At 47.5% G+C, this 22,978-nt stretch carries 22 protein-coding genes; 16 read left to right on the top strand and 6 right to left on the bottom strand.

Going from position 1 to position 22,978, the window contains the following annotated elements:
• Positions 1 to 779 precede the first annotated feature (779 nt).
• Positions 780 to 1,415, top strand: coding sequence for a nucleotide exchange factor GrpE (locus tag H1R82_RS11485; RefSeq protein WP_181732375.1), 636 nt, complete (start codon positions 780 to 782; stop codon positions 1,413 to 1,415).
• A 221-nt stretch (positions 1,416 to 1,636) separates the two neighbouring features.
• A complete protein-coding gene (locus H1R82_RS11490; protein ID WP_181732376.1) occupies positions 1,637 to 3,160 on the top strand; it encodes an Hsp70 family protein in 1,524 nt (507 codons plus the stop codon).
• Positions 3,161 to 3,337: 177 nt separating this feature from the next.
• On the opposite strand, the gene H1R82_RS11495 is transcribed toward H1R82_RS11490, so the two are convergent.
• Together H1R82_RS11495 and H1R82_RS11500 are read right to left on the bottom strand one after the other, a co-directional pair.
• Positions 3,338 to 3,835: a hypothetical protein gene (locus H1R82_RS11495; RefSeq protein ID WP_181732377.1), complete on the bottom strand. Its 498-nt coding sequence runs from the start codon at positions 3,833 to 3,835 to the stop codon at positions 3,338 to 3,340.
• A 73-nt stretch (positions 3,836 to 3,908) separates the two neighbouring features.
• Positions 3,909 to 5,186: an MFS transporter gene (locus H1R82_RS11500; RefSeq protein ID WP_181732378.1), complete on the bottom strand. Its 1,278-nt coding sequence runs from the start codon at positions 5,184 to 5,186 to the stop codon at positions 3,909 to 3,911.
• Between the two features lie 205 nt (positions 5,187 to 5,391).
• Between H1R82_RS11500 and H1R82_RS11505 the strand changes: the two genes are divergently transcribed.
• The 4 genes from H1R82_RS11505 to H1R82_RS11520 all read left to right on the top strand — a co-directional run bounded on the left by H1R82_RS11505 (position 5,392) and on the right by H1R82_RS11520 (position 9,600).
• A complete protein-coding gene (locus H1R82_RS11505) occupies positions 5,392 to 6,162 on the top strand; it encodes a protein kinase family protein (protein ID WP_181732379.1) in 771 nt (256 codons plus the stop codon).
• On the top strand, positions 6,155 to 8,116 hold the full coding sequence (locus H1R82_RS11510; RefSeq protein WP_181732380.1) for a tetratricopeptide repeat protein: 1,962 nt from the start codon (positions 6,155 to 6,157) through the stop codon (positions 8,114 to 8,116). The genes H1R82_RS11505 and H1R82_RS11510 overlap by 8 nt, the downstream gene beginning before the upstream one ends.
• On the top strand, positions 8,097 to 8,294 hold the full coding sequence (locus H1R82_RS11515; protein ID WP_181732381.1) for a hypothetical protein: 198 nt from the start codon (positions 8,097 to 8,099) through the stop codon (positions 8,292 to 8,294). Before H1R82_RS11510 ends, H1R82_RS11515 begins: the two co-directional genes overlap by 20 nt.
• Positions 8,295 to 8,523: 229 nt before the next feature.
• A complete protein-coding gene (locus tag H1R82_RS11520; protein ID WP_181732382.1) occupies positions 8,524 to 9,600 on the top strand; it encodes a site-2 protease family protein in 1,077 nt (358 codons plus the stop codon).
• Between the two features lie 36 nt (positions 9,601 to 9,636).
• On the opposite strand, the gene H1R82_RS11525 is transcribed toward H1R82_RS11520, so the two are convergent.
• The 3 genes from H1R82_RS11525 to H1R82_RS11535 all read right to left on the bottom strand — a co-directional run bounded on the left by H1R82_RS11525 (position 9,637) and on the right by H1R82_RS11535 (position 11,922).
• Entirely contained in the window at positions 9,637 to 10,356 is a 720-nt protein-coding gene (locus H1R82_RS11525) for a FixH family protein (protein ID WP_181732383.1), read from the bottom strand.
• A gap of 67 nt (positions 10,357 to 10,423) precedes the next feature.
• Entirely contained in the window at positions 10,424 to 11,101 is a 678-nt protein-coding gene (locus H1R82_RS11530) for a response regulator (protein ID WP_181732384.1), read from the bottom strand.
• A complete protein-coding gene (locus H1R82_RS11535; protein ID WP_181732385.1) occupies positions 11,098 to 11,922 on the bottom strand; it encodes a sensor histidine kinase in 825 nt (274 codons plus the stop codon). Before H1R82_RS11535 ends, H1R82_RS11530 begins: the two co-directional genes overlap by 4 nt.
• Before the next feature lie 131 nt (positions 11,923 to 12,053).
• On the opposite strand from H1R82_RS11535, the gene H1R82_RS11540 reads away from it, so the two are divergent.
• The 9 genes from H1R82_RS11540 to pssA all read left to right on the top strand — a co-directional run bounded on the left by H1R82_RS11540 (position 12,054) and on the right by pssA (position 21,715).
• On the top strand, positions 12,054 to 12,725 hold the full coding sequence (locus H1R82_RS11540; RefSeq protein WP_181732386.1) for an HAD hydrolase-like protein: 672 nt from the start codon (positions 12,054 to 12,056) through the stop codon (positions 12,723 to 12,725).
• A 123-nt stretch (positions 12,726 to 12,848) separates the two neighbouring features.
• Complete coding sequence (locus H1R82_RS11545; protein ID WP_181732387.1) at positions 12,849 to 13,547, top strand: MgtC/SapB family protein; 699 nt, start codon at positions 12,849 to 12,851, stop codon at positions 13,545 to 13,547.
• Positions 13,548 to 13,683: 136 nt separating this feature from the next.
• Positions 13,684 to 14,154, top strand: a complete 471-nt coding sequence (locus H1R82_RS11550; RefSeq protein WP_181732388.1) for a CtsR family transcriptional regulator — start codon at positions 13,684 to 13,686, stop codon at positions 14,152 to 14,154.
• A gap of 6 nt (positions 14,155 to 14,160) precedes the next feature.
• Positions 14,161 to 14,679: a protein-arginine kinase activator protein McsA gene (gene mcsA, locus H1R82_RS11555; protein WP_181732389.1), complete on the top strand. Its 519-nt coding sequence runs from the start codon at positions 14,161 to 14,163 to the stop codon at positions 14,677 to 14,679.
• A 12-nt stretch (positions 14,680 to 14,691) separates the two neighbouring features.
• Positions 14,692 to 15,768, top strand: coding sequence for a protein-arginine kinase McsB (gene mcsB, locus H1R82_RS11560; RefSeq protein WP_181732390.1), 1,077 nt, complete (start codon positions 14,692 to 14,694; stop codon positions 15,766 to 15,768).
• 32 nt (positions 15,769 to 15,800) lie between these two features.
• Positions 15,801 to 18,248, top strand: coding sequence for an ATP-dependent Clp protease ATP-binding subunit (locus H1R82_RS11565; RefSeq protein ID WP_220215040.1), 2,448 nt, complete (start codon positions 15,801 to 15,803; stop codon positions 18,246 to 18,248).
• Between the two features lie 206 nt (positions 18,249 to 18,454).
• Positions 18,455 to 19,828: a DNA repair protein RadA gene (radA, locus tag H1R82_RS11570; protein WP_181732391.1), complete on the top strand. Its 1,374-nt coding sequence runs from the start codon at positions 18,455 to 18,457 to the stop codon at positions 19,826 to 19,828.
• Between the two features lie 45 nt (positions 19,829 to 19,873).
• Positions 19,874 to 20,902, top strand: coding sequence for a DNA integrity scanning diadenylate cyclase DisA (gene disA / locus H1R82_RS11575; RefSeq protein WP_181732448.1), 1,029 nt, complete (start codon positions 19,874 to 19,876; stop codon positions 20,900 to 20,902).
• 102 nt (positions 20,903 to 21,004) lie between these two features.
• Positions 21,005 to 21,715 (top strand): CDP-diacylglycerol--serine O-phosphatidyltransferase, encoded by a 711-nt coding sequence (gene pssA, locus H1R82_RS11580; RefSeq protein ID WP_181732392.1) that lies wholly within the window; start codon positions 21,005 to 21,007, stop codon positions 21,713 to 21,715.
• A 46-nt stretch (positions 21,716 to 21,761) separates the two neighbouring features.
• Here pssA and H1R82_RS11585 read toward each other — a convergent pair whose 3' ends face one another.
• Complete coding sequence (locus H1R82_RS11585) at positions 21,762 to 22,157, bottom strand: nucleoside triphosphate pyrophosphohydrolase family protein (protein ID WP_181732393.1); 396 nt, start codon at positions 22,155 to 22,157, stop codon at positions 21,762 to 21,764.
• Between the two features lie 271 nt (positions 22,158 to 22,428).
• Between H1R82_RS11585 and H1R82_RS11590 the strand changes: the two genes are divergently transcribed.
• On the top strand, positions 22,429 to 22,926 hold the full coding sequence (locus H1R82_RS11590; RefSeq protein WP_231564634.1) for a CarD family transcriptional regulator: 498 nt from the start codon (positions 22,429 to 22,431) through the stop codon (positions 22,924 to 22,926).
• Positions 22,927 to 22,978: the final 52 nt, after the last annotated feature.

The raw sequence follows: 22,978 nt of genomic DNA on the forward strand, positions 1-22,978 counted from the left end.
GTGGATAACTTGTGAAAAAATAACCCCGATCTTCCAAAAAAAGAAAATATCAATAAATATCCGGAATAAAAAGGTAAATTTTGCCTGGATGTTGAAAAATATAGACAACCTTGGCAGCTTGGAAAAGGGAGGTTGGGAGCACGTGGATAAATGCACCTGTGCCAAATGCGGCGCAAAGTCCTTATACATTCAATTTTTTCAATTCAATGGCAAGTATTATTGCCGGATGTGTTATACCGAATGTCTTCAACAAACTGACAAAAAAAAGACCAATCTCGTCATCACCCGGATGCCCTGAACGGGCATTTTTCTTTGAAGAAGGAGTTTTCAGGGACAACTGCGAAGTTGTATGGGGAAATTCAGCCATGGCGTTTTGCCGGACCAAAAAACTTCAGAAATGAAAGGAAACGGGAATATCTTGGAATAGTTTATAAAAATCGCCTTGTATAAAAACTTCAAAACGTCTATAATTGCCCTAGGTTGCATCATGATATCATGAAATCTATCAAGTTTTGCAATATTCTCCGGCATTACCACGTGATTTACTTCATTTTCGTTGGTCCGGCGAGAAAAACATTTTTTGATGTGAATAATTGATATTCTTTTTGAATTCATCCACTTGCGACATGAATGAGGTTATTAGTAAAATGGTAGGAGCAGTACTGTTCCGTTCAGTTTACAAAAAGAGGCAAATCATTCAATATACAGAGAATGATGGATAGTTGGCCTTGATATATATCACAGAAAATGAAAATAGTGTACACCAGGGAGGTTAAGCTATGGGTTCCAGGAAAGAGAACCATAGATTCTTAGAACAGGGTAACCAACTTTCATTTCCTGAAGCGCGTTTTGGATTGACAAAGAAAGAAAACGTGACTCCGAGTCCGATCAAAGAAAGCAAAAGCGAATCTCGTTCCCAACAGCAAGTTTTGAACATGCTCAGTGCATTGCAACAAAATTTCACATCGCTGTTGAATGTGGTTACCAACCGGCTCAGTTATGACAAAACGAAAGAAATGGCGTTTGACCGGCTTTACAAAGAGATGGAAGAGTTGAAGCAGGACCAGGAACTTCAACAACTCCGTCCGCTTTACATTGATTTGATTCTGCTGATTGACCGGATGAACAACATTTATAATGATCAGCTGGATGTCGGGGGACAAAATCCCGAATTAATTGACATTCTGCAAACCTTGAGCCATGAAGTGCTGGAAATTTTGTACCGTCGCGGCGTTGAATTGATTGTTGCCCCGTCCAATAAATTTGATCCCAAAATTCAACAAGTGGTTGAAGTGATTCCCACCAATAACCCTGCAGAAGATAATATGGTTGTTCATATGATCCGCCATGGCTTTAGATATGGAGACGTGGTTCTCAGACCTGAAGAAGTGGTGATAAAAAAATATAATCCCTGATTGAACGGAATATGACAACAAACGAGGATTAGCCATGATGTTGGCTAATCTTTCATCATTGAACCCTTTTCATGAACATTTGGGGAGCGGGGTGGGAGTCGCGTTTTTTTGCCAACCGTTTTTTACACTACATAGATTTTGCCATTTTGCGTGAAAGAGGGTAGTATATGGGAGCTTTCCCGTAAACCATGGGTTATAAGTGATCGAAGGAGTGAAAAAAGATGGGAAGAGTCGTTGGGATCGACCTGGGAACAACCTATTCGGCGATCTCTGTTGTAAATAAATACGGGAAACCGGAAATAATGGTAAACCGGGAAGGGGAACGGATTACTCCTTCTGTCGTTCTCTTTGATGGTTCGGATGTGGTTGTGGGCAGTATTGCGAAACGTTCTGCTGTTGCAAGTCCTTTCAATGTTGTTCAATTTGTAAAAAGACAGATTGGCGACAAAGCATGGAAATTCACCACGGAACAAAACGAAGACTTTACCCCCGAAGAAATTTCGGCGATGATTCTCCGGCGCCTGAAAGAAGATGCGGAAACCCTGCTGGGGGAAAAAGTGGAAGATGCCGTCATCACCGTCCCCGCTTATTTTGACGATGCACAACGGAAAGCGACGCAAGACGCGGGAAGAATTGCAGGTCTCAATGTTCTCCGCATCATTAACGAACCCACCGCGGCGGCACTGGCATACGGATTGGACAAGATGCATATGGAGCAAAACATTCTGGTTTATGATTTGGGTGGCGGTACCTTTGATGTGACCATCATGCACTTGTCTCCAAGCGGGTTGAGGGTGTTGTCCACCGGGGGTGCCAAAAACCTCGGCGGTTTTGACTGGGACAATGTGGTGATGAACTACCTGAATGAAGAGTTTCAAAAGCAAGGTGGCATCGATTTGCTGGAAGACCCCATGCTGGAACAGGACTTGCGTGATAAAGCGGAAATTGCCAAGAAAACCCTTTCTGTCCGTGACCGCACCAATGTATTCCTGTCTGCCAACGGAATCAACGCATCCATCACCTTGACAAGAGAGATTTTTGATAAATTAACCGCTCCTCTCCTGAACCGGACCCAAAAAATCATGGAATTCGTTTTGGAAGACGCAAACATTGAATGGAAAGACATTGACAAAGTCCTATTGGTCGGCGGCTCGACCCGGATGAAACAAGTTCCTGCCATGATCGAGCGTGTCACGGGAATCAAGCCGTCATTGGATGTCAATCCGGATGAAGTGGTGGCTTTGGGAGCTGCCATCCAAGGCGCGATCCTGCAAATTAAGGAAGGAAATGCCGACCTCTCACTCAGCCAGTCTTTCCCGGTGGTTGAAGTGCAGGATGTCAATTCCCACAGCATGGGCGTTGTGGCGCTGGATGAATCCGGGCAAGAATTTAACTCCATCGTACTCAAAAAAGACACCGTGATCCCCAGCAAAGTGAGCGGCCATTACGAAACCACCGTTGACCAACAGGCCCAATTGCATTTGCAAGTGACGGAAGGGGAAGACATGGATCTGGATTATGTAAAAATCGTGGGGGAAGGCATGATCGACTTGCCGAAATACCCCAAAGGTGCTCCCCTTGAGGTTATTTTTGAGTATGACAGTGATGGAATCATCCATATCTCGGTGATTGACTCCACAGCGGGAAAATTGCTGGGAGAATTGAACATTGAGCGGAAGTCCAACTTGACGGAAGAAGAAGTTTTGCAAAAACAAGAGCGGATGAAAAAGCTGGCGATCGGCTGACCGGTTGGCATCTTTTGTACATAATAAACAGACAGAAAACGGGATTCATGACAAGAGCACTTATTTTATCTTTCATGAAACAATGAAGCTTGGGAAACCAAGCTTTTTTTGTGGGAAAGGGCATAAAAAAATCCATTCCGTGGGGACGGATGCCAGGGAATGGATTTTTCAGCCTCGTTATTGGAGCGTTTTTCCATCGACGGTCTGAATGACGAATTGGTTTTGCGGGCCGACGGAACCTTTCGGAATTTCCGCATAGCGCCGGGGAGCTTTTCCGTCTTTTCCGCCTTCCTCATCAAATTCAACCAGAATGCGGGTCACATTGGGCCGGATTTTTTGCAGGGCCTTGATTTTCAACCCTTTTCCCATGTAGGATTCGTCTTTGATTTGAACCAACAGCATGTCTTTTTTGTCCCAATCAAGGGTATCCTCAAACATGGCGGGATGCTTTTCCTTCGTATACACCCATACGCCTCCATGCGGTTGCCGTTCGGGTTCGCCTTCTTTCCAATTGATCAACGTAAACGGAATTTCTTCATAGGTTTCCTGTGCAGGTTGTGCCTCTGAAAGATCGATGGGATCTTCCGGGGCCGGATCTGCACCGGTGGAAGTTTCACAACCTGTTAACAGGCTGAAAGATAAGGCAGATGCCAAAAGGAATGGGACAATCCTCATTGAACCCAACCTCCTATCAGACTAAGTCCTATGCTATTAAAATAAAATTACTTCGTCAATGGAATAAATGTTGTTATTCAGTGAAGGAGGGATCCCGTGCAGATTCGGCCCGGCCTTTTTCTTCATTGACGGTGAAAAGCAATGCAATCCCGATGATGAAGAAAAGGATTAACGAGGCAATGCCAGCCCGGCCCGATCCCATCCATTGCCCCGTCAGACCAAACACCGCCGGCCCGAAAATGGAGGCAAATTTGCCGGACAAACTGTACAAACTGAAAAATTCCGCCTGCCGCCCCCGTGGAATCAGCCGGCTGAATATGGCCCGGCTCAACGCCTGGCTTCCTCCCTGCACCCCTCCGACCATGATCGCCAGGAGATAAAAGTGCAAAGCCGTTTGCATAAAATAACCGAAGATGACAATGACGAGGTAAACAGCCAAAGTGAAGATCAATGTGGGTTTGGAACCCCGGCGGACGGCCAGTTTCCCGAAAAGGAACGTGCAGGGGATCCCGACGAATTGCGTCAAGAGCAAAGCGATGATGAGATCGGTCTGATGAATGCCGATTTCCACACCATAAATGGTTGCCATTTTGATGATGGTGTTGATCCCGTCGCTGTAAAACCAAAAAGCGATCAGAAATTTCAGGAGTTCCGGGTATTTCCTCATGCTTCTGAAGGTGCCGGTGACGGAACGGATGCCTTTTTGAGTCAAGCGGAAGACGGAGATGGGAGGGGAAGGTTGCTTTTTTTCATGAACATGACGAAACATCGGGATGGAGAAAACCCACCACCAGACGGCCACGGTTAAAAAGGAGACCTGTGTGGCAAAAGTTCTTGTAAAAGAAAAAATATTGTGAAATTGGATCAGAAATAAATTCAAAGCAAGCAAGAGGCCCCCGCCAAGATAACCCAATGCATATCCGCGTGAAGAAATGCGGTCCCGCTCGTGTTCCGGGGCAATATCGTTTAAAAAGGCGTCATAAAAGATGTTGGCTCCGGAAAAAGCAACGGTTCCCAGAATCACCGTGACCGATGCCCACAACCATTCCCCTTCATCGATCGTGAACATGCACAGAGTGGATGAGATACCCAGACCAGTAAAAAAGGCAAGGAAACTTTTTTTATTGTGCATGCTGTCCGCAATGGCTCCGAGAACCGGTGTGATGAGCACCACCAGGATGAGGGAAATGGACTGTGTGTATCCCCAATAGGCGGTGGAGGCGGAGGGAGCCAGGTTTTTTCCGGCCTCTTCCGAGTAAAAAATCGGCATCACGGTGGTCATAATGATCGTGGCATAAGCTGAGTTGGCCCAGTCATACATCACCCAGCCAAAAACGGCTTGCTTGTTCATGCGGTTCTCCTTTCTTTTCATTTATTTTAACACAGGAAAATTTTTTCGGTGAAAGAAATTTGAACGTTTGGACGGATCAGGCAATCCATCCGTCAAGGTTCTACTCTCTTTTCCATAATCATGATAGAATGAAGCGTAGAAAATAATTCGAGTGCATGGCAGATGGGCAAGCAGCACGGATCGGAGGGAAGGAGGGAATGGATGATTGAGGAAAGTGCAAGAGGGTGAATGGATTCAAGAAAGATACCGAGTATTAAAAGGATTTCCTTTTGTGATTGGCACCTTATACTATACGGAATATCATTGTGGTCAGGATGAGGTACATACCCGCTTTGTTCATGCCCTTGACCTTCATTTGGTGAATGCTGATTTTGATCCGAAGTCACTTCTTCACCGGGATGAACATGTGTTTTTCCCAATCCGTGAGGTTTTTGCCGATGAAACCAAGGGGTTGCTTTTCCAGGTTTTCCGGCGCTTGGAAGGAACGCTTCTGGCGCATTATCTGGGAACGCATGCACCATTGTCTTTGAAAGAAACCGTAAATTTAGGCCGCAAAGTCATACAGCATTTACTCCGGCTTTATGAAATAGGCCAGTTCACACTTGTCCATCCGCAAAATATGGTGCTGACATCAGGCCGGTCTTTGCGGTTTTTATATGGGGGAAATAAAGGAGAATTGCCCAAAGGATTCGCAGGATCTGTTTCAGGAAACACCAGCGCGGACCGGATTTATGATACGTATACCGTTGGCGCATTGTTATATCAGATGTTGACTGGAAAGAATCCCACGGCACAAGGACTCACGATTCCCTCTGTTTCTCAGTACCGTCGAGACTGCCCGGCTGAACTGGATGAATTTGTGCAGCGATCGATCTCTTTTGATATCCATAAACGGCCTCATATCGAAGAGATTGCCGACTTCCTGGATTGGATGGCAGAACGTTTAGAAAAAAGGTTGGAGGAGAAAAATGAGTGAGTTTAAACAGAAAGGTGAACGAATTCGGGGAAGTTATGAAGTTTTAAGTGTATTTCCGTTTGTGGAAGGGGTTTTGTATTTTACGTCCGTAAAAAAAGAGGCGGAAGAAGGCACCACCCGGTTTATTCATGCAGTAAAGCTGAAAAGCCAGCCGGAAGAGCATGAGTTGGAAGAGTTAAAAAAGCGAAACAGCGAAGTGTTTTTTCCGGTTCAGGATGTGTTCATCGAAGACGGGACCCTGTATCAGGTGTTTGAGCGCATGGAGGGGGACTTGCTGGGAGTTTATTTGATGCGCTCCGCTCCTCTTCCCATGGCGGAAGTGGCCAATTTGTTGAAAAACATCACCAGCCATCTGTTACAGTGTTATGATGATGAGCAATTTGCCCTGATCGACCCGCAAAACATGGTGCTGCAATCGGACGGCCATCTCCGCTTTTTGTACGGGGGGCCCAACCGCTTGTTTGGTCACTACCGCCAAGAGACCGAAGATGTGAAGAAATTGGGTCAGTTGCTCTATTTGATGCTGACCAAAGAGCGGATTGACGACAAAACCACGCAGATCGATTCCATCCGTTCTTCCCGGTCGGATTTGCCGTTGCAATTGGAAGGGCTGTTGTTGCGGTCATTATCCAATGACGCCATCAAACGTCCGCGCATCCATGATTTCTGGAAATGGGCTTATCAATATGAAGAGAAAAAACCAAAAGCCTTGGATGAAAAATCGGTTGTGGATGACCGGGAGGAAAAACCGGCGGAGGAGAAAGTAAAAAAGCCGGCTCCATCCGATCAAAAGGAAAAGGCGAAAAGCGCCAAGAAAGAGAAAAAAGACCCGGTCAAAAGCCGGAAAGGATGGAAGCGGTTCGGATTGGTGGCAGCCGCCGTTGTGTTGGCTTTTGTGGTGATCCAGATGTTTGGCGACAACACCCGGGAAACGTTGGCCGGGGTGATTGATCCGACTGTGGAAGAAAATCCGCAAGAAGCTTTCAATTACTTCCGCCAATCGACACAAGCTTATGACCAAAAGCAATTGGATCAGGCCATTCTCCTGGGCCGCAAGGCGTTGAGCGCCGATTTGGAACAAAAAGAGTATTTCTTGCATTTGGCGAACTTATACGGATTGAAAGAAGATTATCAAACCGGATTGCAGATTTTGAAAGCGGCAACGGATAAATTCCCGAAAGATTATGAGTTACAAGATGCCTTGTCGGTGTACGCTTACTATCTGAAGGATTATGAACTGGCCAAGGAAGCATCGGATCAGGCGGTTTCCCTGACCAGCGAAGAAGCGGAAGTTTACTACCATCAAGGAAAAATTTACGGGGCCATGGGGGATTATGATCAAGCGGTCCAATCCCTGAAGTTTGCCACCTATTTGAAAAAGAAAAATGCACGTTACCAACATGACCTGGCGGTTTATCTCTTCAAGCAGGGAAAAATTGATGAAGCGATCGAACAAGCCAAAAAAGCGGCCAAATTGGCCAGCAGCAAAAAAGAAGAATATTATGTGACGCTGGGTGTCCTTTATTTGAAAAAATGGGAACAAATTTATCAAGACAAAAACATGAGCGCCGAAGAGAAGAAAAAAGAACTCGCCAACTACTCCAAATCCGCTTTCCGGGCTTTCAATGACGCAGTGGATGAAGAATCCAAATATCCGAGAGCGCAATATTACCGTTCCATGGCTTATTATTTGTATGGATATTTCATCTCCGCCAATCAGACAGCGGAAAAAGCCGCCAAATATGATCCGAAAAATCCTCTCTACCACTATCAACTGGGAATCACCTGCATGGGGCTGGGAGACAAAGAAGGAGCGCTGAAAGCTTTTGAACGCGCATACCAGTTGGATCCGAACCAGGCTTTGTATCAGGATGCGATCAAAAAAGCCCAACAAATGCAGGCCACACCACAAAATAAGGAGGCAAAACCGGAAGATGAAGAAGCCAATAAGTAAACTCTTGATTTCGTTCATCCTGTTGGTCGCCGTGATCAGCGCGGTCGTTTGGGCGGTTGGAGGGGATGATGAAAAAGCCGGCGTTCCGATCATCGTCCGGACCCCGAAATTGGAGATGCAACTGGATAAAATCGAGAAAGATCCTTTGCCTTTGGATATTCAGGTTGAAAAAAGATGACACACCCAAAAGGCTGTTGACACCCCCGGAAGGTCAGCAGCCTTTTTTATGGGCTGTCCCGGGGAATGCGGCAAAATTGTATACAATGCTGTCAATGTCGAGACTGTTTGATGAACGGGTTTCATGGTATATTGTAAGGGGAATTGTTTTATCTGCTTAAAGATATGGGAATGAGACCGGTTTCAGCCGGTGAAAGATATAGTTAAGACGGGTTAAGGAGGCTCTGTGAGTGGAGCAGGAACAGTCAAATCAGAAAAATCGCAGAAATTTGGGTTGGCTCGGACTTTTTTTGGTCAGCATCGGAACCAAGTTGAAAGCGATCTTACCCCTGTTGAAATTTGGAAAGTTCGGCGGCACGTTGATCACCATGGCGATTTCTGTCGGGGGATATGCGCTGCTTTTTCCTTATCAATTTGCCATCGGTTTGGTTGTGATGATTTTCATCCATGAAATGGGACATGTCTGGGCGGCAAAGCTCAAGGGATTGCCTGTGTCGGCACCGGCCTTCATTCCGTTTGTGGGTGCGTTGATCACCATGAAAAAGCAGCCGAGCGATGCGGCGACGGAAGCCTTTATCGCCTTGGGCGGTCCCCTTGTGGGCACGTTGGGGGCGGTTGCCTCCTACAGCTTGGGCATTTGGCTCGATCAGGATCTGTTGATTGCCATCGCCTATATCGGCTTGTTTTTAAATTTGTTTAACCTGATCCCCATTCATCCCTTGGATGGCGGAAGGATTGTCGTGGCGATTACCCGTTGGCTGTGGGTGGTCGGTTTGATTGTGGGGCTTTTTTTGATCGTTTATTTGAGAAGTATTTTGCTGTTAATTATTTACATTATGTTTTTGATTGATTTATGGGGGGCTTACCGGAAGAAAAAGCCGAAAAAAAGAGAGTTTGTGATTGAAGCCAGGGTGAAAAAGGGTCGTTTTGATGAAGCCGGGTTGTGGATTCCGGGTGAATATCACCAACGTTCCTTGCCGTTTCGCCAATATTGTTTCATCCAAGACCAGCGGGAAATGGCGGAAGTGGGTTATCCCGGCCTCGGGACGATCCTGCAGTTTGAGATGATGGGGCAAATCCACGAGATGACGTTGGTGCAGACGATTCCTCCTTCTCCGGAAGATCCGGAAGTGAAAATGAAGATAAAAGGGGTTTATACGCCTCTTCGCGTGGGAGGCATTAAACAGGATGAGAAGTATTACAGCGTGCCTCCAAAGTTGCGGTTGATTTACGGAACCGTCTACGTGGGGCTGGCCGTATTTATCGGCTTCATGATGTATCAAATCGGACAAATGGGATTGATGTAAAAAAAAGGGGCCTCCGGATCCGGGCTCCTTTTTTAATTACTGCACGGTTACGGTTTTTTCCTGGTGATCGTGAATCTTGTCTTTTTCCACATGCAATTTCACATGATACGTTCCTTTTTCCGGAAAGGACAAGGTGGCAGCATACTCGCCGGGTTTCTTTTCAGAGGTCTCGATAAACTCATGTTGTCCGTTGCCTTGTTTCCAGACCTCCAACCGGACATTGGCACCGCTTAAAGCTTTTTGATCCAGCCCGACGTGTGCCGATGCTTCAATGGTTTGCCCGGCTTGGACGGGGTCCGGTAGCTCCAGATGCATGTGCACCCCGGAATCATGGTGTGCGTGGGAGTCATTTTGGGCAGATCCGACGGTAAACGAACCACTGATCATCTGGTGGATGCCGGGGGCGGTGACATGGACCACCACATGATACTCCCCGTCCTCAGGGAATTTCTGTACCGCGGTGTATTTTCCATCGGCCTGATGGGATGCTTTGATCGTTTGGTGTTCTTTCCCTTGTTGCCAGACTTCAAATTCAACATTGGCATTCGGAAACGGTTTGTTTTCGGCTGTTATCACGGAACTGAACTCAACCGGCTGATTTTTTCCGGGGTGGTCCGGTGACGATTGGAAAGTGATATCCAACCGGGCCGGAGTTGGCTGGTTGTGCGGCTCCTTGGTTTCGGGTTTTAACTGCCCGCATCCGGCGGCAACAAGGATAAAAAGAACCAAATGAAAAAAGAACCAATAACGCTTCATCATGGCGGACTCCTTCCGTAGCTTCCGGTCTGTATCATGCTCATTGTAGCAAAAGCGGCAGGAATGACTATCCCTCTTTGGAGCTATTCTCTCCCAGATTGTTCCCTTCCATCCATCCTTGTTCATAGGCATAGCGGGTCAGTTGGACACGATTATTCAAGTGGAGCTTCTGCATAATATTTTTCAGATGGTTTTTGACGGTGTATTCCGATATCAGGCACCGGCGTGCGATTTCTTTATTGCTGTAACCTTGGGCCACCCATGTTAAGATTTCTTGTTCCCGTTGGGTCAGATTGGATTGTTTGCAAGGGACGGGGGTTGTATGAAATTCATGCAAAATCCGGCGGGCAATTTCTTTGGGCATGGGAGTTTCGTCTGCGGCAACAGCTTGCAAATATTCCAGCCACAAGGAAGGCTTCAGGTTTTTTAACAGATATCCCTGAGCACCCTGTTTTAAAGCGTCAAACAGATCAGAAGCATCATCGGAAACCGTGACGATGACGATTTTGACGGACGGGAATTGTTCTTTGATGATGCGGGTGGCGGCAAGGCCGTTGACCTTTGGCATGTTGATATCCATTAAGATAAGATCGGGGCGGGTGGATTCGGCGAGTTCGATTACTTCCTTTCCGTCAGCCGCTTCGCCCACGATTTGAAACCGGGGATCTCTCTCTATAATCAAACGCATGGCTTGGCGCGCGTGTTCATGATCATCTCCGATGACAATGCGATAAAGGGGATTCACTCGTTTTCCCTCCCTTTTTGGATGGTCAGAAAGGTTTTTCCGTCCTGTCGCGTCAATTGAAGTCCGGCGCCGATGCTTTTCACCCGCTCTTGCATGATGCGCATCCCGTATCGGTCCGGGTGGGAAAACACATCGCCTTCAAACCCGATTCCGTTGTCTTCCACCGTGCATCGCCATCCTTGGCGGAACGGTTTGAAAGAGACTTGGACCTGAGTGGCCTGCGCATGTTTCCGGATGTTGGTCAGGGCTTCCTGTATACAGGCATACAGTTCCACTTTTTCTTTGGCGGAAAGGGAGCCGGTTTCCATGTCAAAACGGGCGGATACGCGGATCCCGGTATCGATTTCAAATTCGCGGAACAAATGCATCAATTTATCCTTTAAAAGAAAAGGAGCGGGGGGTTCCGGATTTTTTAAACTGGCGATCGCTTGCCGGACATCATCGTGCAATTGTTGCAAGTGTTGATGAACCCGGTTTAATGAAGGATCGGGGTGTTTTTCCCGCAGGGATTCCAATTCCACCGAACACAAAAACAACGTTTGGGCCATGCCGTCATGCAATTCGCGGGCGATTCGTTCCCGTTCCTGTAAAACGGCATTTTCTTCCCGCTCTTTTTTTAAAGCTTCTTGGATTTCTTCATAAATCATAAATAAATGCACCAGCAGGGTTAAGGTGACCCCCAAAACGATCAGAGGGGTGAGCCAGTTGCCCAATTCCATGGAGATATAAGGCAACAGGTATTTATGACGGATATATTCCCAGAGCCCCACCGCGATCGTGGGGATCGTCAAAATGAGCCATTTGATTTGTTTATAAGTCAACGGGATCACTCCAAAATCCATTTCAAAATTTACTTTACACGAAAATAAATGAAAAAAAATGAACAAACTGTCGAACATCCTTTTTGCGATCTTGTAAAATGAAAAGAACATCACTGGAAAGAAGGGGAATCATGAGAGCAATCATCTTTGACTTGGATGGAACATTATTTCAAACCGAAAAAGTGGCCGTTCCCGCATTTCAAGAAACTTTTCGCCATTTACAGACGACGGGCAAGTTTCAAGGAGACATTCCCGATGAGGAAAAAATCCAATCCGTTTTCGGACTGACGCATCAGGAATTGTGGGAGGTTTTGCTGCCGGGGGCTGACCGTGCTGTCAAAGAAGAAGCGGATCGGTTCATGCTGCAAAAAGAGCTGGAATTGTTCCGGAAGGGGAAAGGGGAGATTTTTCCCGGGGTCATGGAAACATTGATGCAGTTTTATGAAGACGGATGGCCGTTGTTTGTGGCCAGCAACGGAGCCGGTGATTACGTGCGCACGGCTTTGGAAACAAAAGGATTAATTTCTCTGTTTAAGGGAATTTATACAGCAGGAGAGTATCAAACGGCTGATAAATCGGATCTTGTCCGCATTTTAAAAAATGATCACGGGGTGACGGACGGTTGGATGGTCGGGGATCGCAGTTCAGACATCAAAGCCGGCAAGGAGAATCAACTGTTTGCGGTTGGATGCCGTTATACCGGATATCCCTGTTTTGGTCAAGAAAATGAATTGGACGAAGCCGATGCAATCATTCATTCTTTTCCGGAACTGAAGCAAGTGGTTGAAGCATTAAAAAAATGAACAGGTGAAAGTGATGGATGAGGTTTCCAACCTTTTGATTTTCAAGTCGGGGAAAAATGAAGTCAAAAGGAAGGAAATCTCTTTTTGTTCCGGGAGATACCACGAAAGAAAAGAGGGTGAAAAATGGGAGAAAGTGTATGGATGGTTTCTTACCTGGAAGTGGCGGTTCGTTTGTTTATGGCGGCACTTTTGGGAGGGTTGGTCGGTTGGGAACGTGAACGGCATAACCATCCTGCAGGCTTTCGCACACATATTTTGGTCAGTGTGGGTTCGGCTTTGATTATGTTGATTTCCATCTATGGTTTTAAGGATTATATGGCGGAACAGAATGTCCGGTTTGATCCTTCCCGGTTAAGTGCACAGGTGGTGAGTGGAATCGGTTTTTTGGGAGCGGGAACGATCATGCGCCACCGTGCTTCCGTGACGGGATTGACGACGGCGGCTTCTTTGTGGGTGGTCTCGGGAATCGGGCTGGCGGTCGGAACCGGGTTTATCTTCGGCGCCATCCTGACCACCATTTTGGTTCTGGTAAGCCTGGAGCTTTTAAACCGGTTGGAAAGTATGTGGATCAAAAAGAAACGCCTTTGCCTGCTTCACATCATTGTCGAGGATGAACCTGGCAAACTGGGCGAGCTGGCTTCGCTGATCGGACGGTTTGGCGGAAAAATCCGGCGGGTGCACATGGAGGAACAGGAAGAAGAGGATGAGGGACGTCTGTTGGAGATCACTTTCACCATCCGCATCCATGAAAACGTCCCCATTCCCCAATTGGTGGAGGAAGTCCGTCAGCTTGACGGGGTCAAATCGGTTCGTGCGGATTAAAAACAAACGGTACATGTCAAGGTAAAGATTGGTCAATACTGAAAATGAACGCAAGGGACTTGGCAAATGGCAGTTTTTTTCTTATAATGAATATCAGAAGGTCAAAGTTAGTCAAGGTCAGCAGGAGGTTGTCCGAATGAGTAGTATTTCGGACATAATTGAACGCTATTTAAAAAAAATAATCAATGAAAGCGAAGACGGCGTGATTGAGATCAAGCGCAGTGAATTGGCGGATATTTTCCAATGTGTCCCCTCTCAGATCAATTATGTGATCAGTACCCGCTTCACGGTGGAAAAAGGGTACATCGTGGAAAGCAAAAGAGGGGGAGGAGGATTTATCCGTATCCAGAAAGTACGTTATAAGAATCGTCACGAAATTTTTGACGAAATGTTGTCATATATCGGGGATGCCGTCACCCAGATGACGGCGGAACATGTGATTTTCAGATTGATGGAAGAAGATTTGATGACAAAGCGGGAAGGGTTGCTCATGAAGCGGTTGATTTCCCGCGAAACCTTGCAGTTGCCGATTCCGCTCCGGGATCCGGTAAGGGCAAGGATGATGAAAGTTTTACTGACCACATTATTAACCAGCAAAGGAGAGTGACGGCCGATGCTCTGTCCCGAGTGTGGTAAACGGCCGGCAACGATTCACTACACCAAGATTGTCAACGGCGAAAAGTCCGAGTTTCATTTATGTGAAGTTTGTGCACAGGAAAAAGGAGAACACATGCCCGGCTTTGACAACGGGTTTTCTTTCCATCAGCTCTTATCCGGGCTGTTGAACTTTGATTCTTCTTCTTCCGGCGGACATGAAGGATATGAAACGAATTTGCTCCGCTGTCCCACATGTGGGTTGACTTATAATCAATTCAGCAAAGTCGGTCGCTTTGGATGCGGTGATTGTTATCATACGTTCCAAGACCGTTTGGAACCTTTGTTGAGAAGGATACACGGCCATACATCGCATAACGGGAAAATCCCGTCCCGTGCCAAAGGTGAATTAAAACTGCAGAGACAATTGGAACAGCTGCGTGAACAATTGGCGCAGAAAGTTCAGGCGGAAGAGTTTGAAGAAGCGGCCCGTTTGCGTGACCAAATCCGAGAATTACAGGATCGACTCAAGAAATAGGGAGGAAACACCATGTCACTCGAACATTTCATGAACCATGCCATCAGTGAATGGATGCGGGTGAAAGGTCCTCTGTCCGATGTGGTATTCTCCAGCCGGATCAGGGTCGCAAGGAATTTGGACGGATTTCCGTTTCCCATGCTGAGTACCGCATCCCAGGCGGAAGAAGTGATTCGCAAAGTCGAGCAGGCATTGAAACAAGATCAGTCGAAGTATTCCTTCCTGGCAGGTGCTGAATTGATCCGCATGAAGGACCTGTCCGATTTGGAAAAAAGCGTGTTGGTCGAGAAGCATTTGATCAGTCCGATGTTGGCGGAAGAATCGCGGCATGGCGCCGTTTTGCTCAATAAGGATGAATCTGTCAGCATTATGATCAATGAAGAAGATCACATCCGTATCCAGGTGTTATTCCCCGGATTGCAAATGAAGCAAGCCTGGGAACTGGCCAATGAGATTGATGATTGGTTGGAAAGCCACTTGAATTTTGCCTTTGATGAAAAGTGCGGCTATTTGACCAGTTGCCCGACCAATGTTGGTACGGGAATCCGGGCTTCGGTGATGCTTCACTTGCCGGCGTTGGCCATGACCCAGCAGTTAAACCGGCTGTTGCCGGCGATCACGCAAGTCGGGCTTGCGGTCCGCGGAATTTACGGCGAAGGCAGTGAGGCTTTGGGGCAATTGTACCAGGTGTCCAACCAAGTAACGTTGGGGTTGGATGAGAATGAGATTTTGGAAAACCTGCAAGGGGTAGTCCGGCAAATGATTGAACATGAACATACGGCCCGCGGACGGCTCCAGGAGGTTTCTTTGATTCAGCTGGAAGACCGTGTCCATCGCTCATACGGCACTTTGGCCCATTGCCGCATCATTGATTCCAAAGAAGCGATGAGCCTTCTCTCCGATGTCCGGTTGGGAATTGATTTGGGATTTATCCGTGGCGTTTCGGCCAGTGTCATGAATGAATTGATGGTAATGATTCAACCCGGATTTTTGCAACAGTATGCCGGGGAACGGTTGAATGCCGAACAAAGGGACATCCGCCGGGCCCGGTTGATTCGCGAACGTTTGGCCATGGAACAGAAGTCCTGACAAATCCATGCATAAGTGAGGTGTGAGGGATTATGATGTTTGGACGTTTTACAGAACGGGCGCAAAAAGTTCTCGCCCTTGCTCAGGAAGAAGCCGTGCGTCTGGGACATACCAACATCGGAACGGAACATGTTTTGCTTGGATTGGTCCGCGAAGGGGAAGGGATTGCAGCCAAGGCTTTGATCGGTTTGGGCCTGGGATTGGAAAAAATCCAAAAAGAAGTTGAGAATTTGATTGGACGGGGACAGGGTCAACCCATAAATATTGCTTATACGCCACGGGCGAAAAAAGTGATCGAATTGTCCATGGATGAAGCCCGCAAGTTGGGGCACACCTATGTCGGCACCGAGCACATTCTTCTCGGTTTGATTCGCGAGGGGGAAGGCGTGGCGGCCCGCGTTCTCAACAATCTGGGTGTGAGCTTGAACAAAGCCCGCCAGCAAGTTTTGCAACTCTTGGGAAACAGCGAAACCTTTTCCAACCACTCCAGCCCCCATCATCAGGTCAACACGCCCACATTGGACGGCTTGGCCCGCGACTTGACGGCCGCTGCGCATGATGGCAACCTGGATCCGGTGATCGGACGCAGCAAAGAGATTGAACGGGTGATTCAAGTGTTGTCCCGCCGGACTAAAAACAACCCGGTTTTGATCGGAGAGCCGGGAGTCGGAAAAACGGCGGTTGCCGAAGGTTTGGCCCAGCGCATTGTGGACGGGGAAATTCCGGAAACTTTGCGCAACAAGCGGGTCATGACCCTGGATATGGGAACTGTGGTGGCCGGAACGAAATATCGCGGTGAGTTTGAAGACCGGTTGAAAAAAATCATGGATGAAATCCGCCAAGCCGGAAACATCATCTTGTTTATCGATGAGTTGCACACATTGATCGGGGCGGGAGGTGCCGAAGGCGCGATTGACGCATCCAATATCCTGAAACCGGCGCTGGCCCGCGGGGAATTGCAATGCATCGGTGCGACAACCTTGGATGAATACCGGAAATACATCGAGAAAGATGCTGCTTTGGAGCGCCGTTTCCAACCGATTTTGGTGGAAGAGCCGAGCACTGAGGAAGCGGTGTTGATCCTGAAAGGATTGCGGGATCGCTATGAAGCCCATCACCGGGTGAAAATCACCGATGAAGCGATTGAACAAGCGGTGAGATTATCCGACCGCTATATTTCGGACCGGTATTTGCCGGATAAAGCGATTGACCTGATCGACGAAGCGGCATCCAAAGTGCGGTTGAAATCTTACATGATGCCGCCGGAACTGAAAAAACTGGAACAAAAGCTGGAAGAAGTGAAAAAAGAAAAAGACGCGGCCGTGCAAAGCCAGGAATTTGAAAAAGCGGCTTCTTTGAGGGATACGGAGCAAAAACTGCGCGAGGAAATCGAGATCAACCGGAATTCCTGGAAACAACACCAAGGAAAAACCGATTCCGAAGTCACTGCCGAAGATATTGCCGATGTCGTTTCGAGCTGGACGGGAATTCCCGTGAAGAAGTTGGCGGAAGAAGAATCAGAACGCTTGTTGAATATGGAGTCCATCCTGCATAACCGCGTCATCGGCCAAGAGGAAGCGGTCCGTTCCGTTTCCCGTGCCATCCGCCGGGCCCGTGCCGGATTGAAAGATCCGAAGCGGCCGATCGGTTCCTTCATCTTCCTGGGACCGACCGGAGTCGGAAAAACCGAATTGGCCCGGGCTTTGGCAGAAGCCATGTTTGGTGACGAAGATGCGATGACCCGGATTGACATGTCCGAGTATATGGAAAAACATGCGACGAGCCGCCTTGTCGGTTCGCCGCCGGGATACGTGGGATATGAAGAAGGAGGACAATTAACGGAAAAAGTCCGCCGGAAACCCTATTCGGTCGTCCTGTTTGACGAAATCGAAAAAGCTCACCCGGAAGTGTTCAACATCCTGTTGCAAGTGCTGGAAGACGGCCGGTTGACGGACGGAAAAGGCCGGGTGGTGGATTTCCGCAACACCATCATCATCATGACTTCCAACGTGGGGGCATCCACCATCAAGAAAACGTCACGCCTCGGATTTAACGTTGGCGGCAATCAATCGGAAGATGACTATGAACACATGAAGCAAAATGTCATGGAAGAGCTGAAGAAAACGTTCCGTCCCGAATTTTTGAACCGGATCGACGACGTGATCGTCTTCCATCCTTTGAAAGAAGAGCATCTGGAAGAGATCGTTTCCCTGATGGTGAACCAATTGCGCAAACGCCTGTCCGAACAGGGAATCGAATTCCGGTTGACGGATGAAGCCAAACGGTACTTGGCGAAAGAAGGATTTGACCCGAGCTACGGCGCCCGCCCGTTGCGCCGGGCCATCCAGAAAAACATCGAAGACCGTTTGTCCGAAGAGTTGTTGCGCGGCAATGTCGCACGCGGAAATTCGGTGGTCATCGATGTGAAAGACGGGAAATTGGTCGTCGAAAAAGAAGATGCCCGGTCCGCAACCCAATGATCAACAAACAGCACCCGGCTGTATCAGCGGCCGGGTGCTTTTGTTTGTCACTATTTTTTTAAAAAGAGGTTGAAATTTGCCCGGATAGGGAAAAAATTCCTTAATAGGAAGAGATTTTGCCGGTGAAAAAGTCTCCATAAATTTTTAAAGAGTGATTTGTTATAATGTTTGAAGATCATGATTCATTGTAAGTGGGAGAAAAAGCCATGGCGAAGAAAAAAACAAAGTTTGTTTGTCAGGAATGCGGCTATGAAACGCCGAAATGGATGGGCCGGTGCCCTGGCTGTCATGAATGGAATACCATGGTGGAAGAGCTCAACAGCGAAAGTTCAACCGTTCCCGGTACCGGAATGCACAGAAAGAGCAAACGGGAAAAAGCCATTCCGATTACACAAGTGGAGAAGCTGGATCAGCCTCGTTCAGATACCGGGATCAGAGAGTTGAACCGGGTATTGGGCGGAGGATTGGTGCCGGGTTCTTTTGTTTTGGTGGGTGGAGATCCGGGAATCGGAAAGTCAACATTGCTTTTGCAGGCGACGCATGAACTGGCCAAGCGGGGATTGTCCGTTTTATATGTGTCCGGAGAAGAGTCCGCGGAACAGATCCGGTTGCGTGCCGACCGGCTGGATGCGTTGAGCGAACGTTTGTTGGTGGTGTCTGAAACTGATTTGACGGCTGTTGAATTGTTGATGGATGAAGTGCGGCCGAAATTGATGGTGATCGACTCGATTCAAACCATGTTTCATCCGGATATTGCTTCGGCGCCGGGAAGTGTCGCCCAGGTTCGCGAATGCACCGGACAATTGATGCGGTGGGCCAAGGAGCAAAACATTACGATCATCATCGTGGGGCATGTGACCAAATCGGGGTCACTGGCCGGTCCGAGGATGCTTGAACATATGGTGGACTGCGTTTTATATTTTGAGGGGGAACGCCATCACACATACCGGGTTTTGCGTGCGGTCAAAAACCGCTTTGGTTCCACGAATGAAATTGGTGTTTTTGAAATGAAGGAAGAAGGATTGGCGGAAGTCGAAAATCCTTCGGAGTTGTTTTTGTCGGGGCGTCCGGTGGGAGCGCCGGGGACGGCGGTGACGGCAAGCATGGAAGGAACCCGCCCGGTATTGGTCGAATTGCAGGCATTGGTGGCGCCGACGAGTTTTGCCACCCCCAAACGGATGGCAGCCGGCATCGATTATAACCGGGTTACGATGATCATGGCGGTTTTGGAAAAGCGATTGGGGCTTTTCTTGCAAAACTATGATGCTTATATCAACGTCGTCGGAGGCGTTCGCATTGACGAACCGGCCGTCGATCTCAGCGTGGCCGTCAGTCTGGCTTCCAGTTTCCGGGACGTGGCCGTCTCGCCGTTTGATCTGTTTATCGGCGAAGTGGGACTGACCGGGGAAGTGAGAGGAGTCTCACGGATTGAACAACGTGTGGCCGAAGCGCATAACATGGGTTTTAAAAGAGTCATTCTCCCCGAGAAAAATGGTCAGGGATGGACGCCTCCGAAGGGGATCGAACTGATCGGGGTCAATACGTTGGAAGAAGCATTAGAAGTGGCGTTGGGAGGGTAGGGTGTGAAAAACGACAGACATCAAGGAAGCAGTAGTATTTTACAGATGATCGCTCCGGGAACTCCCTTGAGAGAAGGATTGGACAACGTCCTGGGGGCTAAAACAGGCGCTCTGATCGTGATCGGTTATGACGAGGGAGTTCGCGAAATCGTGGATGGCGGTTTTCATATCGATTGTCCGTTTACGCCTGCTTACCTTTATGAATTGGCCAAAATGGACGGAGCGATTATTTTAAGTAACGACGGGAAAAGGATTTTGTATGCAAACGCACAATTGGTTCCTGATTCCGCAATCCCTTCCACGGAAACGGGCATCCGTCATCGCACGGCGCAGCGAACGGCAAGGCAGACCGGGAAATTGGTGGTTTCGATTTCCCAGCGCAGAAATATTATCACCTTGTATAAAGGAAACTTTCGTTACGCCCTGAAAGATATGGGTGTGATTTTGACCAAGGCCAACCAAGCCATCCAAACCCTGGAGAAATACAAATCCGTTTTGGATCAAACCACCACGAACCTGACAGCGCTGGAGTTTGAAGAGTTGGTCACCTTGAGCGAAGTGGCACTGGTTTTGCAACGGGTTGAAATGGTGCTCAGAATCAAACGCGAGATCGAAACATATATTCATGAATTGGGAACGGAAGGCCGACTGGTCAGTATGCAATTGGAGGAACTGGTGGCCGACACGGAAGATGAAGCGAAGTTGTTGATTGAAGACTATTGCATTGATCCGTGTGTTTCTCCGGAAGTGGTTTTCGAGGAGTTGCAGAAGCTGTCGTCGGATGATTTGTTGGAACATGCCAATCTGGTGCGGATTTTGGGATATCCGTCCTCCATCAACATTGAAGAGGAAGCCGTTTTGCCGCGCGGATACCGGATTCTTCATAAGATCCCGCGCTTGCCAAGCCATGTGATTTATAAATTAGTTGAGCGCTTTGAAAATTTATCGAGAATCATGGTGGCAACCATCGATGAACTGGATGAGGTCGAAGGGATCGGAAGTGTGCGTGCAAAGATGATCAAAGAAGGATTGAAGCGAATTCAGGAACAAGTATTTATTGACAGACATATATAAATAACCTAGACTATAATGAAACCACTTTAAAAAATTACAAAGAACATCAAATTAGAAAACTTTGAAAGATGTTTCGGTATTTCTGATTAGGAGGTTCCCTTTATGATTGCCAGAGCATTACCTAGTTGTTTAACGGTTGGGAACTTATTACTCGGGATTGTGTCAATCCTTTTGGCATTTCAAGATTCGTGGGAATATGCGGCGATCATGGTGATTTTCGGAATGATCCTGGATGGCTTGGACGGCCGGGTGGCCCGGATGCTGAATACGCAAAGCGAATTTGGAAAAGAGTTGGACTCATTATCGGATGTTATTTCATTTGGCGTGGCTCCTGCAGTCATCATGTATGTATCTTCGTTTCAACATATGGGGATGGAAGGTTGGTTGGTGACAGCAATATTTCCCATTTGCGGAGCTTTGAGGCTGGCACGTTTTAACGTACACCCTGGTGAACCGGGGTATTTCATCGGATTGCCGATCACGGCTGCAGGCGGGATTCTTGCGACCATGGCTTTGTATCATAATCATGTGCCCAATGCGTATTTCCTCATGGTGGCCATGCTCTTTTTATCCTTCCTGATGGTCAGTCAAATCAAATATCCGACGTTTAAAAAGGTGGGCATTCCGAAATCTGCCGTATGGATGGCCCCGCTTTTTTTGATCGTGATTGCGGCGACAGCCGTGTTATACCCGCGCGAATTGCCAAAAGTCCTGTTTATTCCCTTGTTTTTGTATGCTTTGTATGGTGTGAAAAAAGCCGTGAGCTTAAAACGTGAAGAAGATGGTAAAAAAGCGATTGAAGAGTGGAAATAGGAAAATAAACAACCCTTTTTTAAAAGGGTTGTTTTCCTTTGAATCCTCAACGGAGATTGAATACTCCGAGTGTTGTGAGTTTTTTTGATTCTTTTTCCATCACTTCGGGCAGGGAGATCTCCAACAGATTGCATAAAGCTGTGAGATAGAAGAGGTTTTTTCCGATTTCGGTCTGAACGGTTTCCAGGCATTGTTCGCACAACCTGCCGGATAAATGTGTTTTGAAGTGTTTTCTCCATTCTCCGCGGGGGGCGTCGGTGGGGTAAGGCTGTTTCTGTGCATCGATCCGGATGCAACCGCATTCCGTGACGGCTTTGGTGAGAGACCGGTTGATCCGTGTGCCGGATTCTTGAAATTTTGATGTCACATCTAAAAAACTGCGATGCCGGATGAGTAATTCATCGACTTGTTCCTGAAAGGAAGAAAAAGGGTTTTCGCTCATGCCTTTCACCTCTTTTTTCGGATAGAGACGGCAGATTTATAGAAAGACTTCGGGGGATGACCTGTGTCATCAGCCTTGTGGTCGGAATGGAAGTCAGTTTTATTATATAGGGAGCGGAATTATAGTGTCAATTTTTTGACAAGACGGAACAAAAGGACAAATGGAAAAAGGGATTGACGATAATTAGTTTTGTATGCTAAGATAATGATTTTTATTTTATTGACTGTGTTGAAGTTTTGTGATATCTTGGAAACAGATATTGCCTCTGGAGGTGGATCTTTTGTTCAATGTTGGCGATAAAGTGGTATATCCCATGCATGGTGCAGGTGTCATAGAATCGATTGAAGAGAAGGAGATCTTGGGTGAGCGGAAGAAGTACTATGTCATGAGGATGCCCATTGGAGATATGAAGGTCATGGTTCCCATGAGTAATGTGGAGAAAATCGGTTTGCGCGAAGTGGTCGATGAGTCGACCGTTGACAAAGTGCTGAAACAAATGAGGCAAAGGGACAACCATGATACACTCAATTGGAACCGACGCTATCGTGCCAATATGGACAAAATCAAAAGCGGAGATATTTATGAAGTGGCGGAAGTGGTCTGTTCGCTGATGCTCCGCGATGAAGAAAAAGGATTATCCACCGGAGAGAGGAAAATGTTGGACAATGCCAGGCAGATTTTGATCAGCGAACTGGTGCTGGCAAGGGACATGAATGAGGAGAAGGCAATGGAGTTGATTGACGGCATCTTTTCTGATAAGGACTCATAATCGTTTCTATTTTCTGTTGTAACAAAAAGGTCATAAGAAAAATTTTTGATAT

Source organism: Thermoactinomyces intermedius (assembly GCF_013912365.1).
GTDB lineage: Bacteria > Bacillota > Bacilli > Thermoactinomycetales > Thermoactinomycetaceae > Thermoactinomyces > Thermoactinomyces intermedius.